Below are 16,002 nucleotides of genomic sequence, written 5' to 3' on the forward strand. Positions count from 1 at the left end.
TCGTGGCTGCACGATCCGCTCCTTCTTAATTATTTATGTGGATACAACATCGTATCCCTGATCATCTATAGCTTCATCAATATCTTTTCGCGAGGTTACTTCTGGATCATATTCTACGTCTACGGCTCCAGTGTCAAGGTTTACTTTTACATTGGAAACGCCCTGTAGTTCACCAACGCCGCCTTCTACCGCAGAGACGCAGTGGCCACAGCTCATTCCTTCCACCTGGATCGTTTCTTTTTTCATTTCAACCATCCTTTCTGTACCCTCATTGTACAATACACCTTGGGGGTATTGTCAAAAATCACTTCATCATCCGGCGCATAACGGCCATTAGTTCTTCAATGGATTCTTCGCCTTCACCGTCTTTAATGGCATTCGCCACACAGTGCGAGGTGTGGTCCTCCATTAATGCTAATGACACTTTATTGGTCGCGGACTGGATGGCTGCAATCTGGTTTAAAATATCCACGCAGTAGCGATCGTTTTCCACCATATCGTGAACGCCCCGCACCTGTCCTTCAATGCGCTTTAATCGATTCAGCATTTGTTGTTTATTAGGTTGGACGGTCCTTTTGTTGCCTGAAGCATGCTCCATACTGTCCACTCCTTCTTATCGCTTATTTACCGCTAGTTTACTAGGTTGAGCGGTTTTAATCAATTTTTATGATTCATAGAAAAGCCCTGTTTTTTGTTTTAATTTTTAAAAATTTTCAATTTAGGGTTGCGTTAGGTGAAAGCGTTTTCTATAATAAAGTCATTCTTCCAAAACGTTTCGGAGGCTGATCATGAATACTATAAAGGATATCGCTAAAGCAGCCGGCGTTTCGGTCACCACTGTTTCAAGAGCCCTAAATGGATACAGCGATGTCAATGAACAAACGCGTCAACGTATTCAGGAGATCGCTGAACAGCTGGACTATGCGCCAAACCATATTGCCCGCGGCCTCGTTATGAATCGTTCGAAGACAATTGGGCTCTTAACGTCCCAATCCTTTCCTTCCAATCCGAAGGATACGTTCACACTGGATATTCTGGCCGGAGTAAATGAATACGCCAACGAATACGGCTATGACCTTATCTTATTTCAATCCCGTCCCGCCGGAGACCGCACGTATTATCAAATGTGCCGGGAGCGGCAGCTCGAAGGAGTAATCACCCAGAACCTTCCCCATGACCATTCTGCCACTGAGCAACTCGCAGCTACCGGACTGCCGTGCGTGTTTATCGATAATCACGTGAACAGCGGTAACGCAAGCTTTGTCACCACCGACAACGCAGACGGCGCCCGTCAGGCGATGGTATATTTGACCAGCCTCGGTCATGAACATATCGCATTTATGAACGGCCATCATTACGCCTACGTATCCAGGGAGCGCCGGAAAGGCTATGAAGAAACACTCCGGGAGTTCAACCTGCCCTACCGTGAGGAATACATACGGGAGGCTGCCTTTGACGAAAAAATGGCAGAACAGGAAGCGCTCGGGCTGCTTCAGGCCCACCCGGACATTACGGCCGTCTTTTGCGCAAGTGACTTAATGGCTCATGGCGTCATGCGGGCAGCACATCAGCTTGGATATGTACTTCCGCAGGATCTGTCCATTATCGGCTTTGACGACCTGGTGCTCGCGGAGTACTTTTCACCCCCGCTTACGACTGTCCATCAGGACAGGTACACGTTAGGCCGCAAAGCCTGCGAATTACTTATTGATAAGATTGAAGGGAGAGAAACTCCTGCCAGTCTGGTAATTCCTGCGTCACTGACCGTCCGGGAATCCACCTGCCCCCCGGGGAGCAAGTAATTTATCTTTACTTCTCTCCGCCATCCGAAACGTTTCGGGTGCTTTGAAATCGATTTCACATAAGGAGGAATAGGCATGAAAAAAGCTGCAGCCGTTACAGGAGCGTTTATAATGCTCGCCGGATGTTCAACTGCGGACATCTCCCCCACTGCTGAGGACGAAGTTACGATTACGTACGCCCGCGGTGTAGATACGACCAACGCGACAGATGCCACGATCAAGGCATTTGAAGAAGAGCATCCAAATATCAATGTGGAAGTCCGGGAGATGCCGCCGGATACAGGCGAACAGCATAACCAGTACGCCACGATTTTAAGCAGCGGCAGTGATGAAATCGATGTGTTTGCCGCTGACGTTGTCTGGCCGGCAGAATTTGCCCAGGCCGGCTATGCGCTTCCACTCGACCGCCTGATTGAAAGGGACAATGTTGATATTGACGCCCATTTTCCGGCCACCATTGAATCTACTTCCTATAACGGCCGGCAGTTTGCCATGCCATCGTACACAGATGCCGGTCTTCTGTTTTACCGCAAGGATATCGTAGACGAACCACCGGAAACGTGGGAAGAGCTTGAAACTATGGCGGCAGATCTTCAGGGCGAAGAGGGCACGTCCTTTGGCTACGCGATGCAGGCTTCCCAGTATGAAGGACTCGTCACCAACGCTGTTGAGTACATTGGCGCCTATGGCGGCGAGATAATTAATGAAAACCAGGAGGTAGTCGTTAATTCCCCTGAGGCTATTGAAGGTATTCAAAAAATGATCGATGTGGCCCAGTCTGACTTTGTGCCTGATAATATTTTAAATTTCCAGGAAATAGAAACAGAAAATGCATTTATCAACGGCAACACTGTATTTGCCAGAAACTGGCCGTATTTGTTATCCACATCAACTGATCCGGAAATATCCAATATTCCTGACAATGTCGGCTTCACTACGCTTCCTTCCGGAAGCGATGGCACTGCTTCTGCTCTCGGGGGATGGACGACAATGATCAATAAAAACTCTGGAGAAGTCGAGGCTTCGTGGGAATTTGTAAAATTTATGTCCAGTGAGCAGGGCCAGAAAATCGGTGCTCTCGAAGGCAGCCGGGCTCCTACTATTGAATCTTTATATGAAGATGAAGACATCCAGGAGGCAAATGCTCTGTTTGCAGATGAGGCGTTCGTCGAAACGCTTCAAAACGCAGTACCGCGCCCAGTCACTGCCGATTATCCAGAGGTATCGGATATCATGCAGATTGAACTCTCCCGTGCAGCTGCGGGTGAAATTACGGCTGAAGAAGCTGCTGCCAACCTGGAGCGCAAATTGAGTGCCGTTTTGAATGAAGAATAGTACGAATTCAAAGGAGGAAGCCCCATGGCTGGAAAACCTGGACGCAAATTTCAATTAAGCGAAAAACAATTAGGCTACGCAATGGTTGCCCCGGCACTCATTTTGATTCTTCTGGTCGTAATATGGCCGATCATGCTTTCCGGCTGGAACAGCCTGTTTGACTACCGGCTGAACGACCCTGCCAAGTCGGAACGAATCATGAGCGAAAGCCTGAACCTCGAGGAATACGCCGATAACCGCTACCTCGTGGAACAAGGAGTGAATGAGTTAAGCGAAGCTTATCCGCAAGGAGAGGAAACGTTTAACGAAACCTGGGCAGTCGTCCAGGAGCATCATGAAGAACTCGTTGCCGAGGACGAAATGGCAGCAAGCTACCAGGAAGTTAACAGCATGCTCAACGACTACGAGCCGATTACAGATGATGATCTGCGCATTCAGTCGATCGACGGCTCATGGGGCAGTGACTTTGAATCAGCTATGGATGAGCAAATTGAAGCTGTCAATTCCTTGCAGCAGCAGGCTGACGGTGATATCGCCCTGGAAATTGGCTATCTGGCCGCCCAGCTCGAAAACCTGCAGGGCTCGGTGCTGTCCCCGAACTTTGTCGGCCTGCAGAATTACACGGATTACCTGTCGGATGGCCGGACCTGGACCGCTTTAACAAATACGACATTCTTTACGATTGTTTCTGTCGGTGCTGAGCTGATCATCGGCCTTGGTGTCGCCCTGTTAATCAACCGGACCTTCAAAGGACGCGGCATCGTCCGGGCCTCGGTTCTCGTTCCATGGGCTATTCCAACAGCAGTGGCTGCCATGATGTGGAGCTATCTGTTCGACGGGCAGTCCGGGATCGTCGCCCACTATATGGCTGCCATCGGATTAATTTCCGACCCCGGCGCCCTGTTAACGACAGCGTCGGGCTCTATGTTTTCCATCATCTTTGCCGACGTCTGGAAAACGACGCCTTACATGGCTCTCCTTCTGCTTGCAGGGCTTCAGACTATACCAAACACGCAGTATGAAGCAGCGGAAGTTGACGGGGCCGGCAGAGTCCAGAAGTTTTTCTTCGTGACCCTGCCGCTGTTAAAGTCAGCAATTCTTGTCGCCCTGCTCTTCCGGACCCTTGATGCCTTCCGTGTATTTGACCTGATTTATGTACTGACCGGCGGCGGTCCGGCAAACGCTACGGAATCGATTTCCGTCTTTGCCTACAAGGCCCTGTTTGAACAGCAGAACTTCGGTGCCGGCTCTGCCCTTTCCGTCATTGTATTTGTCTGTGTGGCCATCATCAGCTTTATCTTCGTCAAGCTGCTTGGTTCGGACCTGTTTCCGGAAAGAGCAAAAAAATAAGTGGAAGGAGTGACTGTACATGCTTAAAAACCAAGCCGGTATCCGCTTTTACATTTTCCTGGCAATCTTTGTGTTTCTCGTTATGTTTCCGTTTATCTGGATCTTTTTAACATCCCTGAAGCCCCAGAATGAGCTAACATCGTTCGCCTGGTTTACATCCAATGCTACTCTTGAGTCTTACGCATCGGCGATTACGACGAGGCCGCTCTTTCGTTACATGCTCAACAGCTTTGTCGTTTCCGGTCTGACCACGGTTTTATCGCTCTTGATCGCTTCGTTCACGGCCTATGCGGTTACGCGGCTGCCTATACGCGGCAAGACCTTAATTCTAGGCCTGGTTCTGGCCTCATCGATGTTTCCGCCAATTGCAATTTTGTCTCCAATCTTTAACTTTGTGACGGACACAGGACTTCGCAACAGCTATATCGGACTTGTTATCCCGTACATTACCATCAGCCTGCCGCTTGCTATCTGGATTCTGGCCACCTTTTTTCAAAAAATTCCGTGGGAGCTCGAAGAATCGGCCAAGCTGGACGGTGCTACGCCGTTCCAGACGTACCGCCAGATCATTCTGCCGCTCGCCACGCCGGGCATTTTTACTACGGCAATTCTCGTTTTCGTCGCAGCCTGGAACGAATACCTTTTCGCCCTGGCTATCAATACCGCCGACGCCTGGCGCACGATTCCGGTCGGCATCTCCTTTTATCAGAGTGAATACACAGTGCCGTGGGGCGACATTTCCGCCGCCACCGTTATCGTCACCATCCCGATTGTCATTCTCGTTCTAATTTTCCAGCGGCGGATTGTTTCCGGACTTACGAGCGGGTCCGTAAAAGAATAATTAACCGTATATAAAAAGGAGTGGACTTAAAATGAAAACAGTAAATATCGGCGTTATCGGATGCGGAAGTATTGCGAGAAACCGCCACATTCCAGAATATGAAGCAAATGCACATACTACTATCCGGGCGGTCTGTGACCTCGTACAGGAGCGCGCTGAAGAAACGGCCTCCCGTCTCGGGGCCTCGGCCTATACGGATTACCATGAATTGTTAAAGGACGAATCAATTGAGGCGGTCAGCGTCTGCACCTCCAACCATATGCACGCCCAAATCAGTATTGACGCCCTGTTTGCCCGCAAGCACGTGCTTTGTGAAAAGCCGATGGCAACAAGCGCCCAGGAAGCTGAAGAAATGATGGAAGCTGAAAAGCGCAGCGGCAAAAAGCTAATGATTGCCCATAACCAGCGCTTCGTTCCCTCACACGTAAAGGCAAGGGAGCTGATTGCAAACGGCGACCTTGGCAAAATCTTCAGCTTCCGGACAACGTTTGGCCATGGCGGCCCCGAAGGATGGAGCATTGATGGTAAGGACAGCTGGTTTTTCCGAAAGGAGGAAGCCTTTATTGGTGCCATGGGAGACCTTGGTGTGCACAAATCCGACTTGATTCAGTTTCTGCTCGATGAACCGGTCACCCAGGTGGCCGCTTTCGTGGAAAATAATGCGAAGGAAAATATTACGGTGGATGACAACGCTGTCTGCGTGCTAAAAACAGCAGGAGGCTTAATCGGAACCCTTACGGCTAGCTGGGCGTATGTGCCTGACGAGGACAACTCCACGATCATTTACGGCGAAAAAGGCACGCTCCGCCTTGAGGATGACCCGGTTCATTCGCTGACTGCCCATTACACCAACGGCCATACAGTCCGCTACGAGCTGGGCGGTATTCAGACAAACGATGCCGACGGCCAGGAAAGCTCCGGCGTGATTGATGCCTTTACAGAAAGCATCGTCTCAGATACCGGGGTGCCGGTCTCCGCTGCAGATGGAAAGCAGGCCCTCGACGTCATTCTGGCGGCTCTTGCCTCTAACGAACGCGGCCAGTTTGTTACTATCGGAAAAGAAGGTGTTCAATAATGAAGATCGGTGTTTTTACAGTTCTTTATGCTGATTTGGCTTTTACAGACATGCTCGACAAGGTGAAGCGTGCCGGAGTGCAGGCCGTAGAGCTTGGCACCGGCGGCAACCCGGGCAGTGCCCACGCAAATGTGGACGAGCTGTTACACAGCGAAGACGCACGCAAACAGTTTCAGGAAGCGCTGGACTCCCGGGGTTTAACCGTCAGCGCGCTCAGCTGCCACGCCAATCCGATTTCCCCGGATCCGGCTGAAGCGAAGGATGCGGACGACACGTTCAAAAAAACCGTGCAGCTTGCCAGCCTCCTGAATATTCCGGTCGTCAATACGTTTTCCGGTGTTGCGGGCAGCGACGAGAGCGCCAGGCACCCAAACTGGCCGGTTGCCCCGTGGCCGAGCGCATATTCAGACATTTACAACTGGCAGTGGGAGCAAAAGCTTATTCCATATTGGAAGGAAGCCGGCAGCTATGCTAAAGAGCACGGCATCAAGGTTGGCATCGAGCCGCACGGCGGGTTTTTGGTCCATACGCCGTACACGGTTTTAAAGCTGCGGGAGGCAACTAATGAAGCCGTAGGCGCCAACCTTGATCCGAGCCACATGTGGTGGCAGGGAATTGATCCGGTGGCCGCGATTAAAATCCTTGGGAAAGAAGGAGCAATCCACCACTTTCACGCCAAGGATACGTACATTGACCAGGATAACGTCAACATGTACGGCCTCACCGACATGCAGCCATACAGCAGCGTTCAGACCAGGGCCTGGAGCTTCCGTTCGGTCGGCTTCGGCCACGGCATGAAGGAATGGAGCGACATGATCAGTGCCCTTCGGACATTCGGCTATGACCATGTAGTCAGCATCGAGCACGAAGACCCAATCATGTCGCTTGATGAAGGCTTCGAGCGGGCCGTGCAAAACCTAAACTCAGTCAACATTTCCGAGCGCCCGGTCGATATGTGGTGGGCATAGCCCTTTGTATCAAAAAAGCTGCTCCTCTTTACTCAAGGGGGGCAGCTTTTTAAAATAGGCGATGCTTGTATGCATAAACGACCGCCTGGGTCCGGTCCTGCACCTCGAGCTTATGAAGGACACTGCTCACGTGTACCTTCGCCGTTTTCAGGGCAATAAACAGCTCTTCCGCAATTTCGGTGTTGGTTTTTCCTTCCGCAAGCAGCCGCAGCACCTCAAACTCGCGCGCGGTCAGTTCCTCATGCAGCTCCCTCCGGTCCCGCCGTTTCATATTCACCATCAGCTTCCCGGCCACTTCGGGTTCCAGGATCGACTGCCCCTCGTGCGTTTTCCGGATGGCCGCTGCGATTTCTCCGGCCCGGGAGGTCTTTAAAATATAGCTTACCGCTCCTGCCTCAAGTGCCGGATACACCTTTTCATCATCGATAAAGCTCGTGACAATAATAATTTTAGCTTCTGGCCACGCCTCCATAATGTTTTCCGTCGCTTCAATTCCATTCATATCGTCCATCACAAGATCCATCAGAATGATGTCCGGCCTGAGCTCGAGAGCTAATTTAACCGCTTCCCGGCCGCTTGAAGCTTCCGCAGCCACCTCCATATCCGGCTGTGTCGACAAATATGACGTTACGCCAATCCGTACCATTTCATGATCATCTGCAAACAGGACGGTAATCAATTTTCTCCCCCCTTGGACAACCAGGGTACTTTGACATCGATGCGGCTGCCTTCTCCCGGCAGGCTCACCAAATGAAAATGCCCACCGATTTCCTCCGCCCGTTCCTTCATCGTGCTTAACCCGTAGCTGTCCGGTTTTTCTTCCTCTATATAAAATCCAACCCCGTTATCCTGGACGCGCAGGATAATAAATTCTTCGCGCTGCAGCAGTGACACCTTCAGCTCGGTTGCCTTTGCGTGGCGCAGCGTGTTGGAGATAGATTCCTGGCTGATCCGGAATAGCTGATCCTCTACTCCCTTTTCAATAGGAAAAGGCTCGATCACGTGTTTAATCTGCAGAGGCACTTTCGTCGTCAGGTCATTCAGCAGCTCGGTGATCCCTTCCTGAAGGGTTTGTTTATTCAACGCAGCCGGCCGAAGATGAAGCAGCAGGGCCCGCATTTCAAGCTGGGATTGATTGATCATCCGCTCAATGGTCTGCCATTCCCGTGACGCTTCCCTGGCACCGGATTTTTCATTCACCGCAGATATCATCATAGAAGCTGCAAACAGCTGCTGGCTGACCGAGTCGTGGAGTTCGCGGGCAATCCGGTTTCGTTCCTGCGAAATCACTTCCTGCAGGCTTTTCTCCCGGTCTTCGGCCCGTTCCGTAGCTAGCTTCTGCCCCCGCTCCGCCTGCCCCTGCAGCTGGCGCTCCACCATTTCAATCTCCGTGCGCAGCTCTTCTACTTCCCGGTACATATCCGCCGGCCAGATTGTTTTAGAGCTTCCCCTGCCCAACCGCTCCAGCACAGCCTGCATCTGCTGCCAGCGGGCACTCCAGGCCCGCTGCACCAATAAACCAAGGGCGGTGCCAAGAAGAACAATCAGGACAACAAGCAAAAACACATATGGCAGACCGCTCGCTGTCTGTCCTGTGAGCACATCCCACATATCAAAAGGAAGCAGCAACAGCAGCGGAACGACAGCGGCACTGCTGATGAGAAAGGCTGCTCCAATCCCCCATCCCGCTGCTTTCATAAAGCTGTTCATCGCCGCTCCACCTCCAGATCCCCACTGAGCAGCGAGGTGAAAATGTAAAGCGTGGGAACATCTTTATCTGCCGCTGGAACACGTAAGGTAACCGTCTGGTTCCAGCGCTTTGCTTCTTCTTTCCCAAACAGGCGCACACGCCCGTACAGCGTGCTGTGACGAATGACCACGTGCACTTCGTACGGTACGTAGACAGTCACTGATCCCAAACCGTGGCGGATAATAATCACCGCTTGCTGCGGCAGCACCGTATTGGTCACATCAACCATTTTATCGCCAACGCCGCCGATTACGTTAATATCCTTCCAGTGAAATGGCTTCCGTCCGACCTTCTCCCGTCCCCACAGGCGGTTGCCAAGCAGTTCGTCCCGTTCGTAATTCTCAATTCTGCCGCTCAGCTCCTCCACCTCTGCCTGTTCTTCGACGGGCTCCCGGCCCGAGCGGCGCATCTGCAGAAGCAGCAGTACAAAAAAGGCAATCACCCAGAACTGGACGGCCCAGAGAGTGACCGCTGTAAGGCCCAGGCCGATCCATCCGGTCCACCAGAAAATGGTGGCGAGCGTCCGCCTTTTCGTCCGCTTTCCGATAAAAATAAACAGGGTGAAGAAAAAGAGTACGGGCAGCAGGCCCGCTCCGTCCGAAAAAAATTCCAGTATGAACAGGAGGATTCCCGTAAAAAACACGAATTGGATCATTTTCGTTGATATGTGGGAAAACATAGGAACCCTCCTTTGTTGTTTTATGTAGGTTAAAATAGAGACGCCGCTGTCAGCGTCTCTATTTTATCACGCTTTTTCCTGTCCCGCCTCTGTCTTCCGCTTTTCCAGACGCGCTACCCGTTCATCGAAGGTGGAATGCTCGTACTGCTTCTCATGATACTGCTCCATGCTTTCTATATGATGCTCCACTTCCCTGAAACGGGCTTCGGGCTCGCATCCGTCCTTCTGATACAGCTTGGAAATATTGTAGTTTGCCCGGGCTATATTTTCCCGCCCCATCCACTCCATACGTTTCAAACGCATATCCTTCAGCTTGTAGACCATTTCCTCGTGCCGCTCTTCTATTGTCTGCAGCTGTTCTTCAGCTTCCTTTTTCATCGCAGCAAGCTTTTGTGCCCGGTCGCCGTATTGTTCAATCTCTCTTAAGGCAACCTCATACAGTTCGTTTTCCTCGTAATGCTTCACTACCGCAGCCTGCTGCTTGCGTTTATCGAGCATGCTTTCTGCTTCGTCCAGTTCGTACTGAAATTCTTCGGCCAGCCGGCGCTGGCGCTCTGTGAGCCTGTGCACCTTTTCCGTTTCACGCTCTGCTTCCCTAATATAGCGGTTCAGTGAAGTGATCGGATTGTCTGGCTCCTTTTTCATATTCCACCGCTCCCATTCGTGTTCGACATCCTGCTTGAACTGCTGCCAAATGCCTGCCATCATGCATTCCTCCTTTTTATCTGCGCTTTAGTTTTTTCCATTCTTCTTCAAAGCCTGTGAACGGATCTTTTGTTCTGGCGCGGCGGTCGATGTCTACCTCGTCCCCATTCCATTTTTTCACGCTCCAGTACATTGCATAGAGGCCGAGAAGTGCAACCACTGCATAGATGTTAGTGAGCGCAAGCGATATCGCGGCAATACCTGTAATTACCCAGAAAACCCGTGCCGCAGTGGTCGTGCTTTCCTGAAACTGGCGGTAGACGATATAGGCCAGCGCCACTCCGGCTGCGAGTAAGAGCAGCGGCCCTAGGTTAGATAAAACTACGATGGCTGCGACGGTAATCACTGCTGCTAGTCCGATTTTTTTCCACATGGTGTTTCCCCCTTCCTGTACCTCTATCTTACGCCGGTTACCCAGCGGCCGGGAGCAGCCCGGGGTCTATCTTTCCTACGCCTCCAGGCGTATTTATCATGAAAAAACACCCTTTCCGAAGAAATGGGTGTTTACATCTGTATTTGCTGCCCTGCTTTTTCAAGAGCTTCGATGGTCTGTTTTTTAAATGCATCGCCGACCGGACAGCCGGACGGGCTCAAGTATTTCAACTGGTTTTTTTCCGGCACATAAAAATACCCTAGAGCTTCCAAGTCTTCGTAAAGTCCGGCGGGAAGAACGCTGGAGCCTGTTTGCCGTATAAAGTGGTCCGTGACCGAAACGGTGACTTCTGTATCTGTGGATCCAGTGTTCAGCACAAACAAATCATACTCGTCCTGCTTGATCCACTTCCCTTTAGAAAAAAGGGAAAACAGGGAGGCCTCGAGAGCCGAAATGCCGCTGAGATTCACCCGGTACACGTCGTTAATTACCTCTCGCACCCTCTCTCCGGAGAACCCGGCGGGCAGGCGGGCAAAAGCGTATGCTAGCAGCTCTTCTTTACCTGCCTTTCCCCCCTCATCTCCGGCCCATTCTTTGAAAAGAGGGTGCGTTCTCTGCGCGCTGGGCGCTTTTGGATCGGCTGCTATACTTCGCAGCGAAATGCCAAAAATGTCAAAAACAATGTGTTCCACCGAGGATACGGTGACTCTTTTTTCACTTTTTATTCTTTCATCCATTTGTTCCGCTTTTGTAAGCATACCAGGCTCCCTTTTCCAACTTGATATGTAATTCATCCACCGCTTTCTGTTATTCGTCCCTTACCAGCCGGAAGCCAATCGATTTGAGCGCTGTCTCCAGGCTTTTTTCAATTATAATATTTTCTCCAAGTATATCCTTGCGGACGTCCTGTACCGCCATATCCGGTCGGACGCCGGTTAAAATAGGGTCAATGCCCATTAGCTTCAATGCCTGAATAACCTGGGAAAGATACATTGTAAATGTTTCGTTAAAGGCTGAGACACCCGAGACATCGATCATAAAATAATCGTATTTTCCACCGTACACTTCCTGCAGTACTGTCTCCATTAAACGGTTCGATCTGTTTTCATCCATCGCCCCGACAAGCGGGAGCACCGCAATGCCTTCGCCTATCGGTACAATCGGGTACCCGAGCACATCTATCTTTTCATTCATTTGGTCTACACGGATCAAATAGCTAAGTAAATTACCGAACGTCTGCATCAACGAAATTTCTTCTTTCTTAAATTCACGAGGCTCGCGGTTTAATACGCAGAGCGTGCCAAACGGGCCGCCTTCCTGGTTCTTGATGTATACGCCCAAAAAGGTATGAACATTAAAATTTTTCGGCATCAAAAGCTCTTTCGTTTCTTCATCATTCACTGCGTCGGAAAAATGAAAGTATTCCTGTTTGTCATTTCTCAACACATACTGGCAAAACGAGGCTTCATGCTCTACTTTCATCCCCGGGGACACAAGCTCCTCCCCGCGGTTATTGTAAGCACTCAACACGTCCATATAAGCAGCTTCTCTTTTTGCAATATAAACGGAGTCCACGTGAAGGGACTCAGCGATCACGCTCATGATTTCTTCAGCCATCTCTTCAATGGAGAAAGTGTATCTGCTTGACGGCCCTGATGTTAAATTCACTTTTTCCCCTCCTGTTACACAAAGCTAATATTTACTTATTCCCTTTTCGGTTTTTGAATAATCTTTTTGTAAACACATTATGCCACCAATGAGTCTTTTTTAACAGGACTTAACCTGTAAATAATTTAAATTTCAGTATTTTCTTGTTTAAATGAAAAGCTTTCGTATAAAATATAAGAACAAACGTTCGTATAAATGGTTTACTTTTTATCTTCGAGATGTCTTTTACAAACAACAGGGGCAAGGAGAGGAGGCATCTATGACACATTCATCATACGCTGATTCAAAAAAAGAAACTTGGGAAACCTTCAGAAAGAAAAATCATTCATTTCTGCGCACCAGGCTTATTCGGGAATTCCTGGAGGATTCTGTGCATCAGCAATTATTAAAGCAGGCTTTGAACGAGGAGGCTGCCTGGGCTTACAAAGCCGTCGATTTGTCTTTTAAACGGTATTACCAGGATGTAATCTGGCGGGCCTATATGTTAAAAACCCTGCACTGGCAGGCAGTCCGCTACGATCGCTATCATCGCCGCCGCCAGCAGCGTACGCCTTTATCCGACCAGGAGGAGATGTTTGAAGAAGCCGGGCCTTTTTCCAGCCGGATCGAAGAACAGAGCCTGGAGGAAGAGCTGCACCATTATTCGATCTGGCTCGGCTTTCGTTCGCTGACGCCGTACCAGCAGTGGATTTTCTCTAAAAAATACAGCTCCGGGTGGAAGGACACAGACATTGCCAATCACCTTCAAGTCAGCCGCCAGGCAGTGTCAAACGCGCACCGGAAAGGCCTGAAGACACTTCGTCTTTATGCCGGGAAATAGGGGGGGACGGTAATGCATATTATTGATTCCAGTGCTGTCGTCGAACTGCTTGCTAATGTCGGCTTTCCTATCGTGGTCACGTTCTACCTGCTTTTACGAATTGAGCAACGCATTGAGCACCTGCGGCGGGAAGTAACACGTTTGGCATGCTCTTCACCAAAAAAAGGAGGACCCAATGCATGATGACTAACAACCGCACAACAAAAGCCCAGCGCATGAGTGAAGAAGCACTTTACGAAGAGCTTCAAAAATTTGAGCCTTTCATTCAGCAGGCACTGCGCCAGACTTCCTACCAGGAACGCGAGGATCTTCAACAGGAGCTCCGCCTAAAATGCATTGAAAAAATACTCACGTATGAACCACCTGAAGTCCCGGGGTTCTGGGAATACAAACGCCGCTATGAGCAGCAGAGTGACGAATAGACCTTCTTCATAAAAATAACCGGCCCGGCTTCTGGCCGGACCGGTTGTTACATATGTGTTACTCCATGTTGGAATGGCGCCTCGCCATCTTTTCATAGTCAGCGTTCCCGCCTGCATGGACAGCAGCAATAATCAGGCCGTCCAGTATTAAATGCAGGCTCTGGTCAAATTGATTTCCCAGCGGCTGAATCGTTCCCGGCTCGTGCTCCAGCCGTTTTTTTGTTGCTGCCGGTACTTCAATAAAAGCACTACTAATCTTTCCCAGGGATGATTCGCGGTTGGTCGAGCAGACGAGAAGCTCTGCCCCGCTTTTTTTTGCCTGCTCCGCCGTGTGGACGAGAATCGAAGTATTTCCCGAACCGGATAATACTACAAGTAAATCCCCCTCTCCCACAGAAGGAGTAATGGTTTCCCCCACGACAAACACGTTATAGCCGCTATGCATGAGACGCATCGCAAACATTTTCCCAACGAGACCCGAGCGCCCCTCGCCGGCTACAAAAATTGCCGGGGCGCGGTTCAGCCGTAAAGCAGCCTCTTCGACTTCTTCAGCATGTACGTTTCCCATAACCTCCGTTATTTCCCGGGAAATTGTATTTAATACTTGTTCTGTATTCATAGCCGGTCTGCCTCCAATCGTATTTGTTCGGCTGTCTGCCGGGGGTTTTCGCTTTTCGTGATGGCGCCTCCGATAATAATGACGTCCGGACGCGCGTCTTTAATTTTATAAAGAGTTTCCGCCTGCAGCCCCCCGGCCGCCGACACCTCCCAGTGCGGAAATGCCTGCAGCAGCTTATAATAGTCGCTGTCACCGGCATTTTCCCGCTGCATATCTTTACCTATGTGCAGGGAAGCGCTGCGGACACCAAACTTGTCGAGTTCATCGAGACGCTGTTTGTCCTGCACATTCAGCAAATCTACAAAAGCTTTTTTGCCGTATTCTCCAGCAGTTTCAAGCACAGCCTGAATCGAAGCATCCGGAGCAAAAGCCATTACTGTTGTGACGTCTGCGCCTGCTTCGAAGGCCTGGATTGTTTCTGCCCTTGCTGCGTCACACGTTTTCATATCTGCCACCAGCAATTGATCCGGGTATTCCTTTTTCATCTGCCGGACAATGTCCATACCGTATTCTTTAATAACCCCAGTGCCTATTTCAATCCAATCAATATATGCTTCAGTTTGATGAACGATCTTAAAACAATCGTTCCATGGCAACCGGTCCAACGCCAGCTGAATTTTCATTAGCTCCTCCTTTAACGCTCCACGCGTTCTTCGTTTCCAAGCGCTGCTTCCACTTCTTCCAGCAGCGGCAGCCCTTCGTTATCGCCTGCTACCTGTACCACTTTTGCTCCCGCCACCGAGCCAATTTTCAACGCCTTTTCCAGCAGATAGCCCTGCAGCAGCCCGTATAAAAAGCCAGCATTAAAGCCGTCTCCTGCACCTACGGTATCGGCTGCCTTTTCTACTTTTTCCGCCGGTTGATACACGGTTTTGCTGCTTCCGTGTTTCCCCGCTGCGCCTTCGCTTCCATTTTTAATAATGATGCGGTCAATGCCATACGATTGGAACGAAGCGATATGCTCTTCGATGGACTGGCCGCCAAACAATATGTCTGCTTCGTCTTTGCCGCTCAGCATAATATCAGCGTATGGAAGCAGTGACCGGATCGCTTCTCCAGCCGCTTCCCTGCTCCACAGCTTTAAACGGATATTCGGATCCATGGCTGTAAGAGTTCCCTGCTCTCTTGCAAAGCGGGCCGCTTCCCGAAGCATTTCCACGTTTTCTGGCCGTAGCGAGGCGAACACCCCGGTCATATAAAACACCTTGGGCTGTTTGCTCAGCTGTTCTTTAATGTGCTGTACTGTTAGTTCCTCTGTAGGCGACGGGAAACGGTAATAAAACGTACGTCCATTTCCGTTTTCAAGTGTTTCCTTAAAATTCACGGGAGTGGCGTAGTGTTCTTCAAGTGCTGTTCCCGACATGTCAATCCCTTCACCGCGCAGCGTGTTCAGAATATGGCGGCCGAATTCATCGCGGCCCAGGCGGGTGATCATCCCCGTCTGAAGGCCGAGACGGGCACAGCCGACAGCCACGTTCAGCTCGGCCCCGCCTATTCTTCTTTCAAATTCCGTCGTAAAACGCATCGGTCCCCGCTGCTTCGGGTTCATGGTAATCATTGCATCTCCAATTGTAAGGACGTCCTGCATCTTTGCT

21 protein-coding genes are annotated in these 16,002 nt (G+C 50.4%); 9 read left to right on the forward strand and 12 right to left on the reverse strand.

Annotated elements, in window-relative coordinates; genetic code table 11:
• Nucleotides 1–33 precede the first annotated feature (33 nt).
• The gene (copZ, locus tag ACTTK6_RS01665; protein ID WP_462832460.1) at nucleotides 34–246 is read right to left on the reverse strand and encodes a copper chaperone CopZ; all 213 of its coding nucleotides are present in this window, start codon (nucleotides 244–246) and stop codon (nucleotides 34–36) included.
• 58 nt (nucleotides 247–304) lie between these two features.
• The gene (locus ACTTK6_RS01670; protein WP_371862273.1) at nucleotides 305–607 is read right to left on the reverse strand and encodes a metal-sensitive transcriptional regulator; all 303 of its coding nucleotides are present in this window, start codon (nucleotides 605–607) and stop codon (nucleotides 305–307) included.
• 181 nt (nucleotides 608–788) lie between these two features.
• Here ACTTK6_RS01670 and ACTTK6_RS01675 point away from each other — a divergent pair, with 181 nt between their 5' ends.
• The 6 genes from ACTTK6_RS01675 (at nucleotide 789) to ACTTK6_RS01700 (ending at nucleotide 7,371) form a co-directional block, all read left to right on the forward strand.
• Nucleotides 789–1,802 (forward strand): LacI family DNA-binding transcriptional regulator, encoded by a 1,014-nt coding sequence (locus tag ACTTK6_RS01675; RefSeq protein ID WP_462832461.1) that lies wholly within the window; start codon nucleotides 789–791, stop codon nucleotides 1,800–1,802.
• 75 nt (nucleotides 1,803–1,877) lie between these two features.
• On the forward strand, nucleotides 1,878–3,137 hold the full coding sequence (locus tag ACTTK6_RS01680; protein ID WP_462832462.1) for an ABC transporter substrate-binding protein: 1,260 nt from the start codon (nucleotides 1,878–1,880) through the stop codon (nucleotides 3,135–3,137).
• 24 nt (nucleotides 3,138–3,161) lie between these two features.
• A complete protein-coding gene (locus ACTTK6_RS01685) occupies nucleotides 3,162–4,487 on the forward strand; it encodes a carbohydrate ABC transporter permease (RefSeq protein WP_462832463.1) in 1,326 nt (441 codons plus the stop codon).
• Between the two features lie 19 nt (nucleotides 4,488–4,506).
• Nucleotides 4,507–5,328: a carbohydrate ABC transporter permease gene (locus ACTTK6_RS01690; RefSeq protein WP_022793961.1), complete on the forward strand. Its 822-nt coding sequence runs from the start codon at nucleotides 4,507–4,509 to the stop codon at nucleotides 5,326–5,328.
• A 31-nt stretch (nucleotides 5,329–5,359) separates the two neighbouring features.
• Nucleotides 5,360–6,403, forward strand: coding sequence for a Gfo/Idh/MocA family protein (locus ACTTK6_RS01695; protein ID WP_462832464.1), 1,044 nt, complete (start codon nucleotides 5,360–5,362; stop codon nucleotides 6,401–6,403).
• Nucleotides 6,403–7,371 carry a sugar phosphate isomerase/epimerase family protein gene (locus tag ACTTK6_RS01700; RefSeq protein ID WP_462832465.1) on the forward strand — a complete coding sequence of 323 codons (969 nt, stop codon included), beginning with the start codon at nucleotides 6,403–6,405 and terminating at the stop codon, nucleotides 7,369–7,371. The genes ACTTK6_RS01695 and ACTTK6_RS01700 overlap by 1 nt, the downstream gene beginning before the upstream one ends.
• A 49-nt stretch (nucleotides 7,372–7,420) precedes the next feature.
• On the opposite strand, the gene ACTTK6_RS01705 is transcribed toward ACTTK6_RS01700, so the two are convergent.
• The 7 genes from ACTTK6_RS01705 to ACTTK6_RS01735 all read right to left on the reverse strand — a co-directional run bounded on the left by ACTTK6_RS01705 (nucleotide 7,421) and on the right by ACTTK6_RS01735 (nucleotide 12,546).
• A complete protein-coding gene (locus tag ACTTK6_RS01705; RefSeq protein WP_462832466.1) occupies nucleotides 7,421–8,050 on the reverse strand; it encodes a response regulator in 630 nt (209 codons plus the stop codon).
• Nucleotides 8,047–9,081, reverse strand: a complete 1,035-nt coding sequence (locus tag ACTTK6_RS01710) for a sensor histidine kinase (protein ID WP_079474645.1) — start codon at nucleotides 9,079–9,081, stop codon at nucleotides 8,047–8,049. Before ACTTK6_RS01710 ends, ACTTK6_RS01705 begins: the two co-directional genes overlap by 4 nt.
• Entirely contained in the window at nucleotides 9,078–9,800 is a 723-nt protein-coding gene (liaF, locus tag ACTTK6_RS01715) for a cell wall-active antibiotics response protein LiaF (protein WP_079474644.1), read from the reverse strand. The genes ACTTK6_RS01710 and liaF overlap by 4 nt, the downstream gene beginning before the upstream one ends.
• 66 nt (nucleotides 9,801–9,866) lie before the next feature.
• Complete coding sequence (locus tag ACTTK6_RS01720; RefSeq protein WP_094907708.1) at nucleotides 9,867–10,505, reverse strand: PspA/IM30 family protein; 639 nt, start codon at nucleotides 10,503–10,505, stop codon at nucleotides 9,867–9,869.
• A gap of 16 nt (nucleotides 10,506–10,521) precedes the next feature.
• The gene (locus ACTTK6_RS01725; protein ID WP_462832467.1) at nucleotides 10,522–10,878 is read right to left on the reverse strand and encodes a lmo0954 family membrane protein; all 357 of its coding nucleotides are present in this window, start codon (nucleotides 10,876–10,878) and stop codon (nucleotides 10,522–10,524) included.
• Between the two features lie 131 nt (nucleotides 10,879–11,009).
• On the reverse strand, nucleotides 11,010–11,636 hold the full coding sequence (locus ACTTK6_RS01730) for a hypothetical protein (protein ID WP_462832468.1): 627 nt from the start codon (nucleotides 11,634–11,636) through the stop codon (nucleotides 11,010–11,012).
• Between the two features lie 49 nt (nucleotides 11,637–11,685).
• Nucleotides 11,686–12,546: a GAF domain-containing protein gene (locus ACTTK6_RS01735; RefSeq protein ID WP_079474640.1), complete on the reverse strand. Its 861-nt coding sequence runs from the start codon at nucleotides 12,544–12,546 to the stop codon at nucleotides 11,686–11,688.
• 259 nt (nucleotides 12,547–12,805) lie between these two features.
• Here ACTTK6_RS01735 and ACTTK6_RS01740 point away from each other — a divergent pair, with 259 nt between their 5' ends.
• Genes ACTTK6_RS01740 through ACTTK6_RS01750 form a run of 3 tightly spaced genes read left to right on the forward strand, consistent with a single transcriptional unit; the run spans nucleotide 12,806 to nucleotide 13,788 of the window.
• Nucleotides 12,806–13,366, forward strand: a complete 561-nt coding sequence (locus ACTTK6_RS01740) for an RNA polymerase sigma factor (RefSeq protein WP_079474639.1) — start codon at nucleotides 12,806–12,808, stop codon at nucleotides 13,364–13,366.
• A 12-nt stretch (nucleotides 13,367–13,378) separates the two neighbouring features.
• Nucleotides 13,379–13,549 carry a YvrJ family protein gene (locus ACTTK6_RS01745; protein WP_462832469.1) on the forward strand — a complete coding sequence of 57 codons (171 nt, stop codon included), beginning with the start codon at nucleotides 13,379–13,381 and terminating at the stop codon, nucleotides 13,547–13,549.
• Nucleotides 13,549–13,788 (forward strand): helix-turn-helix domain-containing protein, encoded by a 240-nt coding sequence (locus ACTTK6_RS01750; protein ID WP_233133495.1) that lies wholly within the window; start codon nucleotides 13,549–13,551, stop codon nucleotides 13,786–13,788. Before ACTTK6_RS01745 ends, ACTTK6_RS01750 begins: the two co-directional genes overlap by 1 nt.
• Before the next feature lie 58 nt (nucleotides 13,789–13,846).
• Here ACTTK6_RS01750 and hxlB read toward each other — a convergent pair whose 3' ends face one another.
• From hxlB to ACTTK6_RS01765, 3 genes are read right to left on the reverse strand one after another with little or no spacing between them, the layout of a single operon-like run.
• Nucleotides 13,847–14,407 carry a 6-phospho-3-hexuloisomerase gene (hxlB, locus tag ACTTK6_RS01755; RefSeq protein ID WP_079474637.1) on the reverse strand — a complete coding sequence of 187 codons (561 nt, stop codon included), beginning with the start codon at nucleotides 14,405–14,407 and terminating at the stop codon, nucleotides 13,847–13,849.
• On the reverse strand, nucleotides 14,404–15,030 hold the full coding sequence (gene hxlA / locus ACTTK6_RS01760) for a 3-hexulose-6-phosphate synthase (protein ID WP_462832470.1): 627 nt from the start codon (nucleotides 15,028–15,030) through the stop codon (nucleotides 14,404–14,406). The genes hxlB and hxlA overlap by 4 nt, the downstream gene beginning before the upstream one ends.
• A gap of 11 nt (nucleotides 15,031–15,041) precedes the next feature.
• On the reverse strand, nucleotides 15,042–15,995 hold the full coding sequence (locus tag ACTTK6_RS01765) for a sugar kinase (RefSeq protein WP_462832471.1): 954 nt from the start codon (nucleotides 15,993–15,995) through the stop codon (nucleotides 15,042–15,044).
• Nucleotides 15,996–16,002: the final 7 nt, after the last annotated feature.

The sequence above is a fragment of the Marinococcus salis genome (assembly GCF_054971365.1).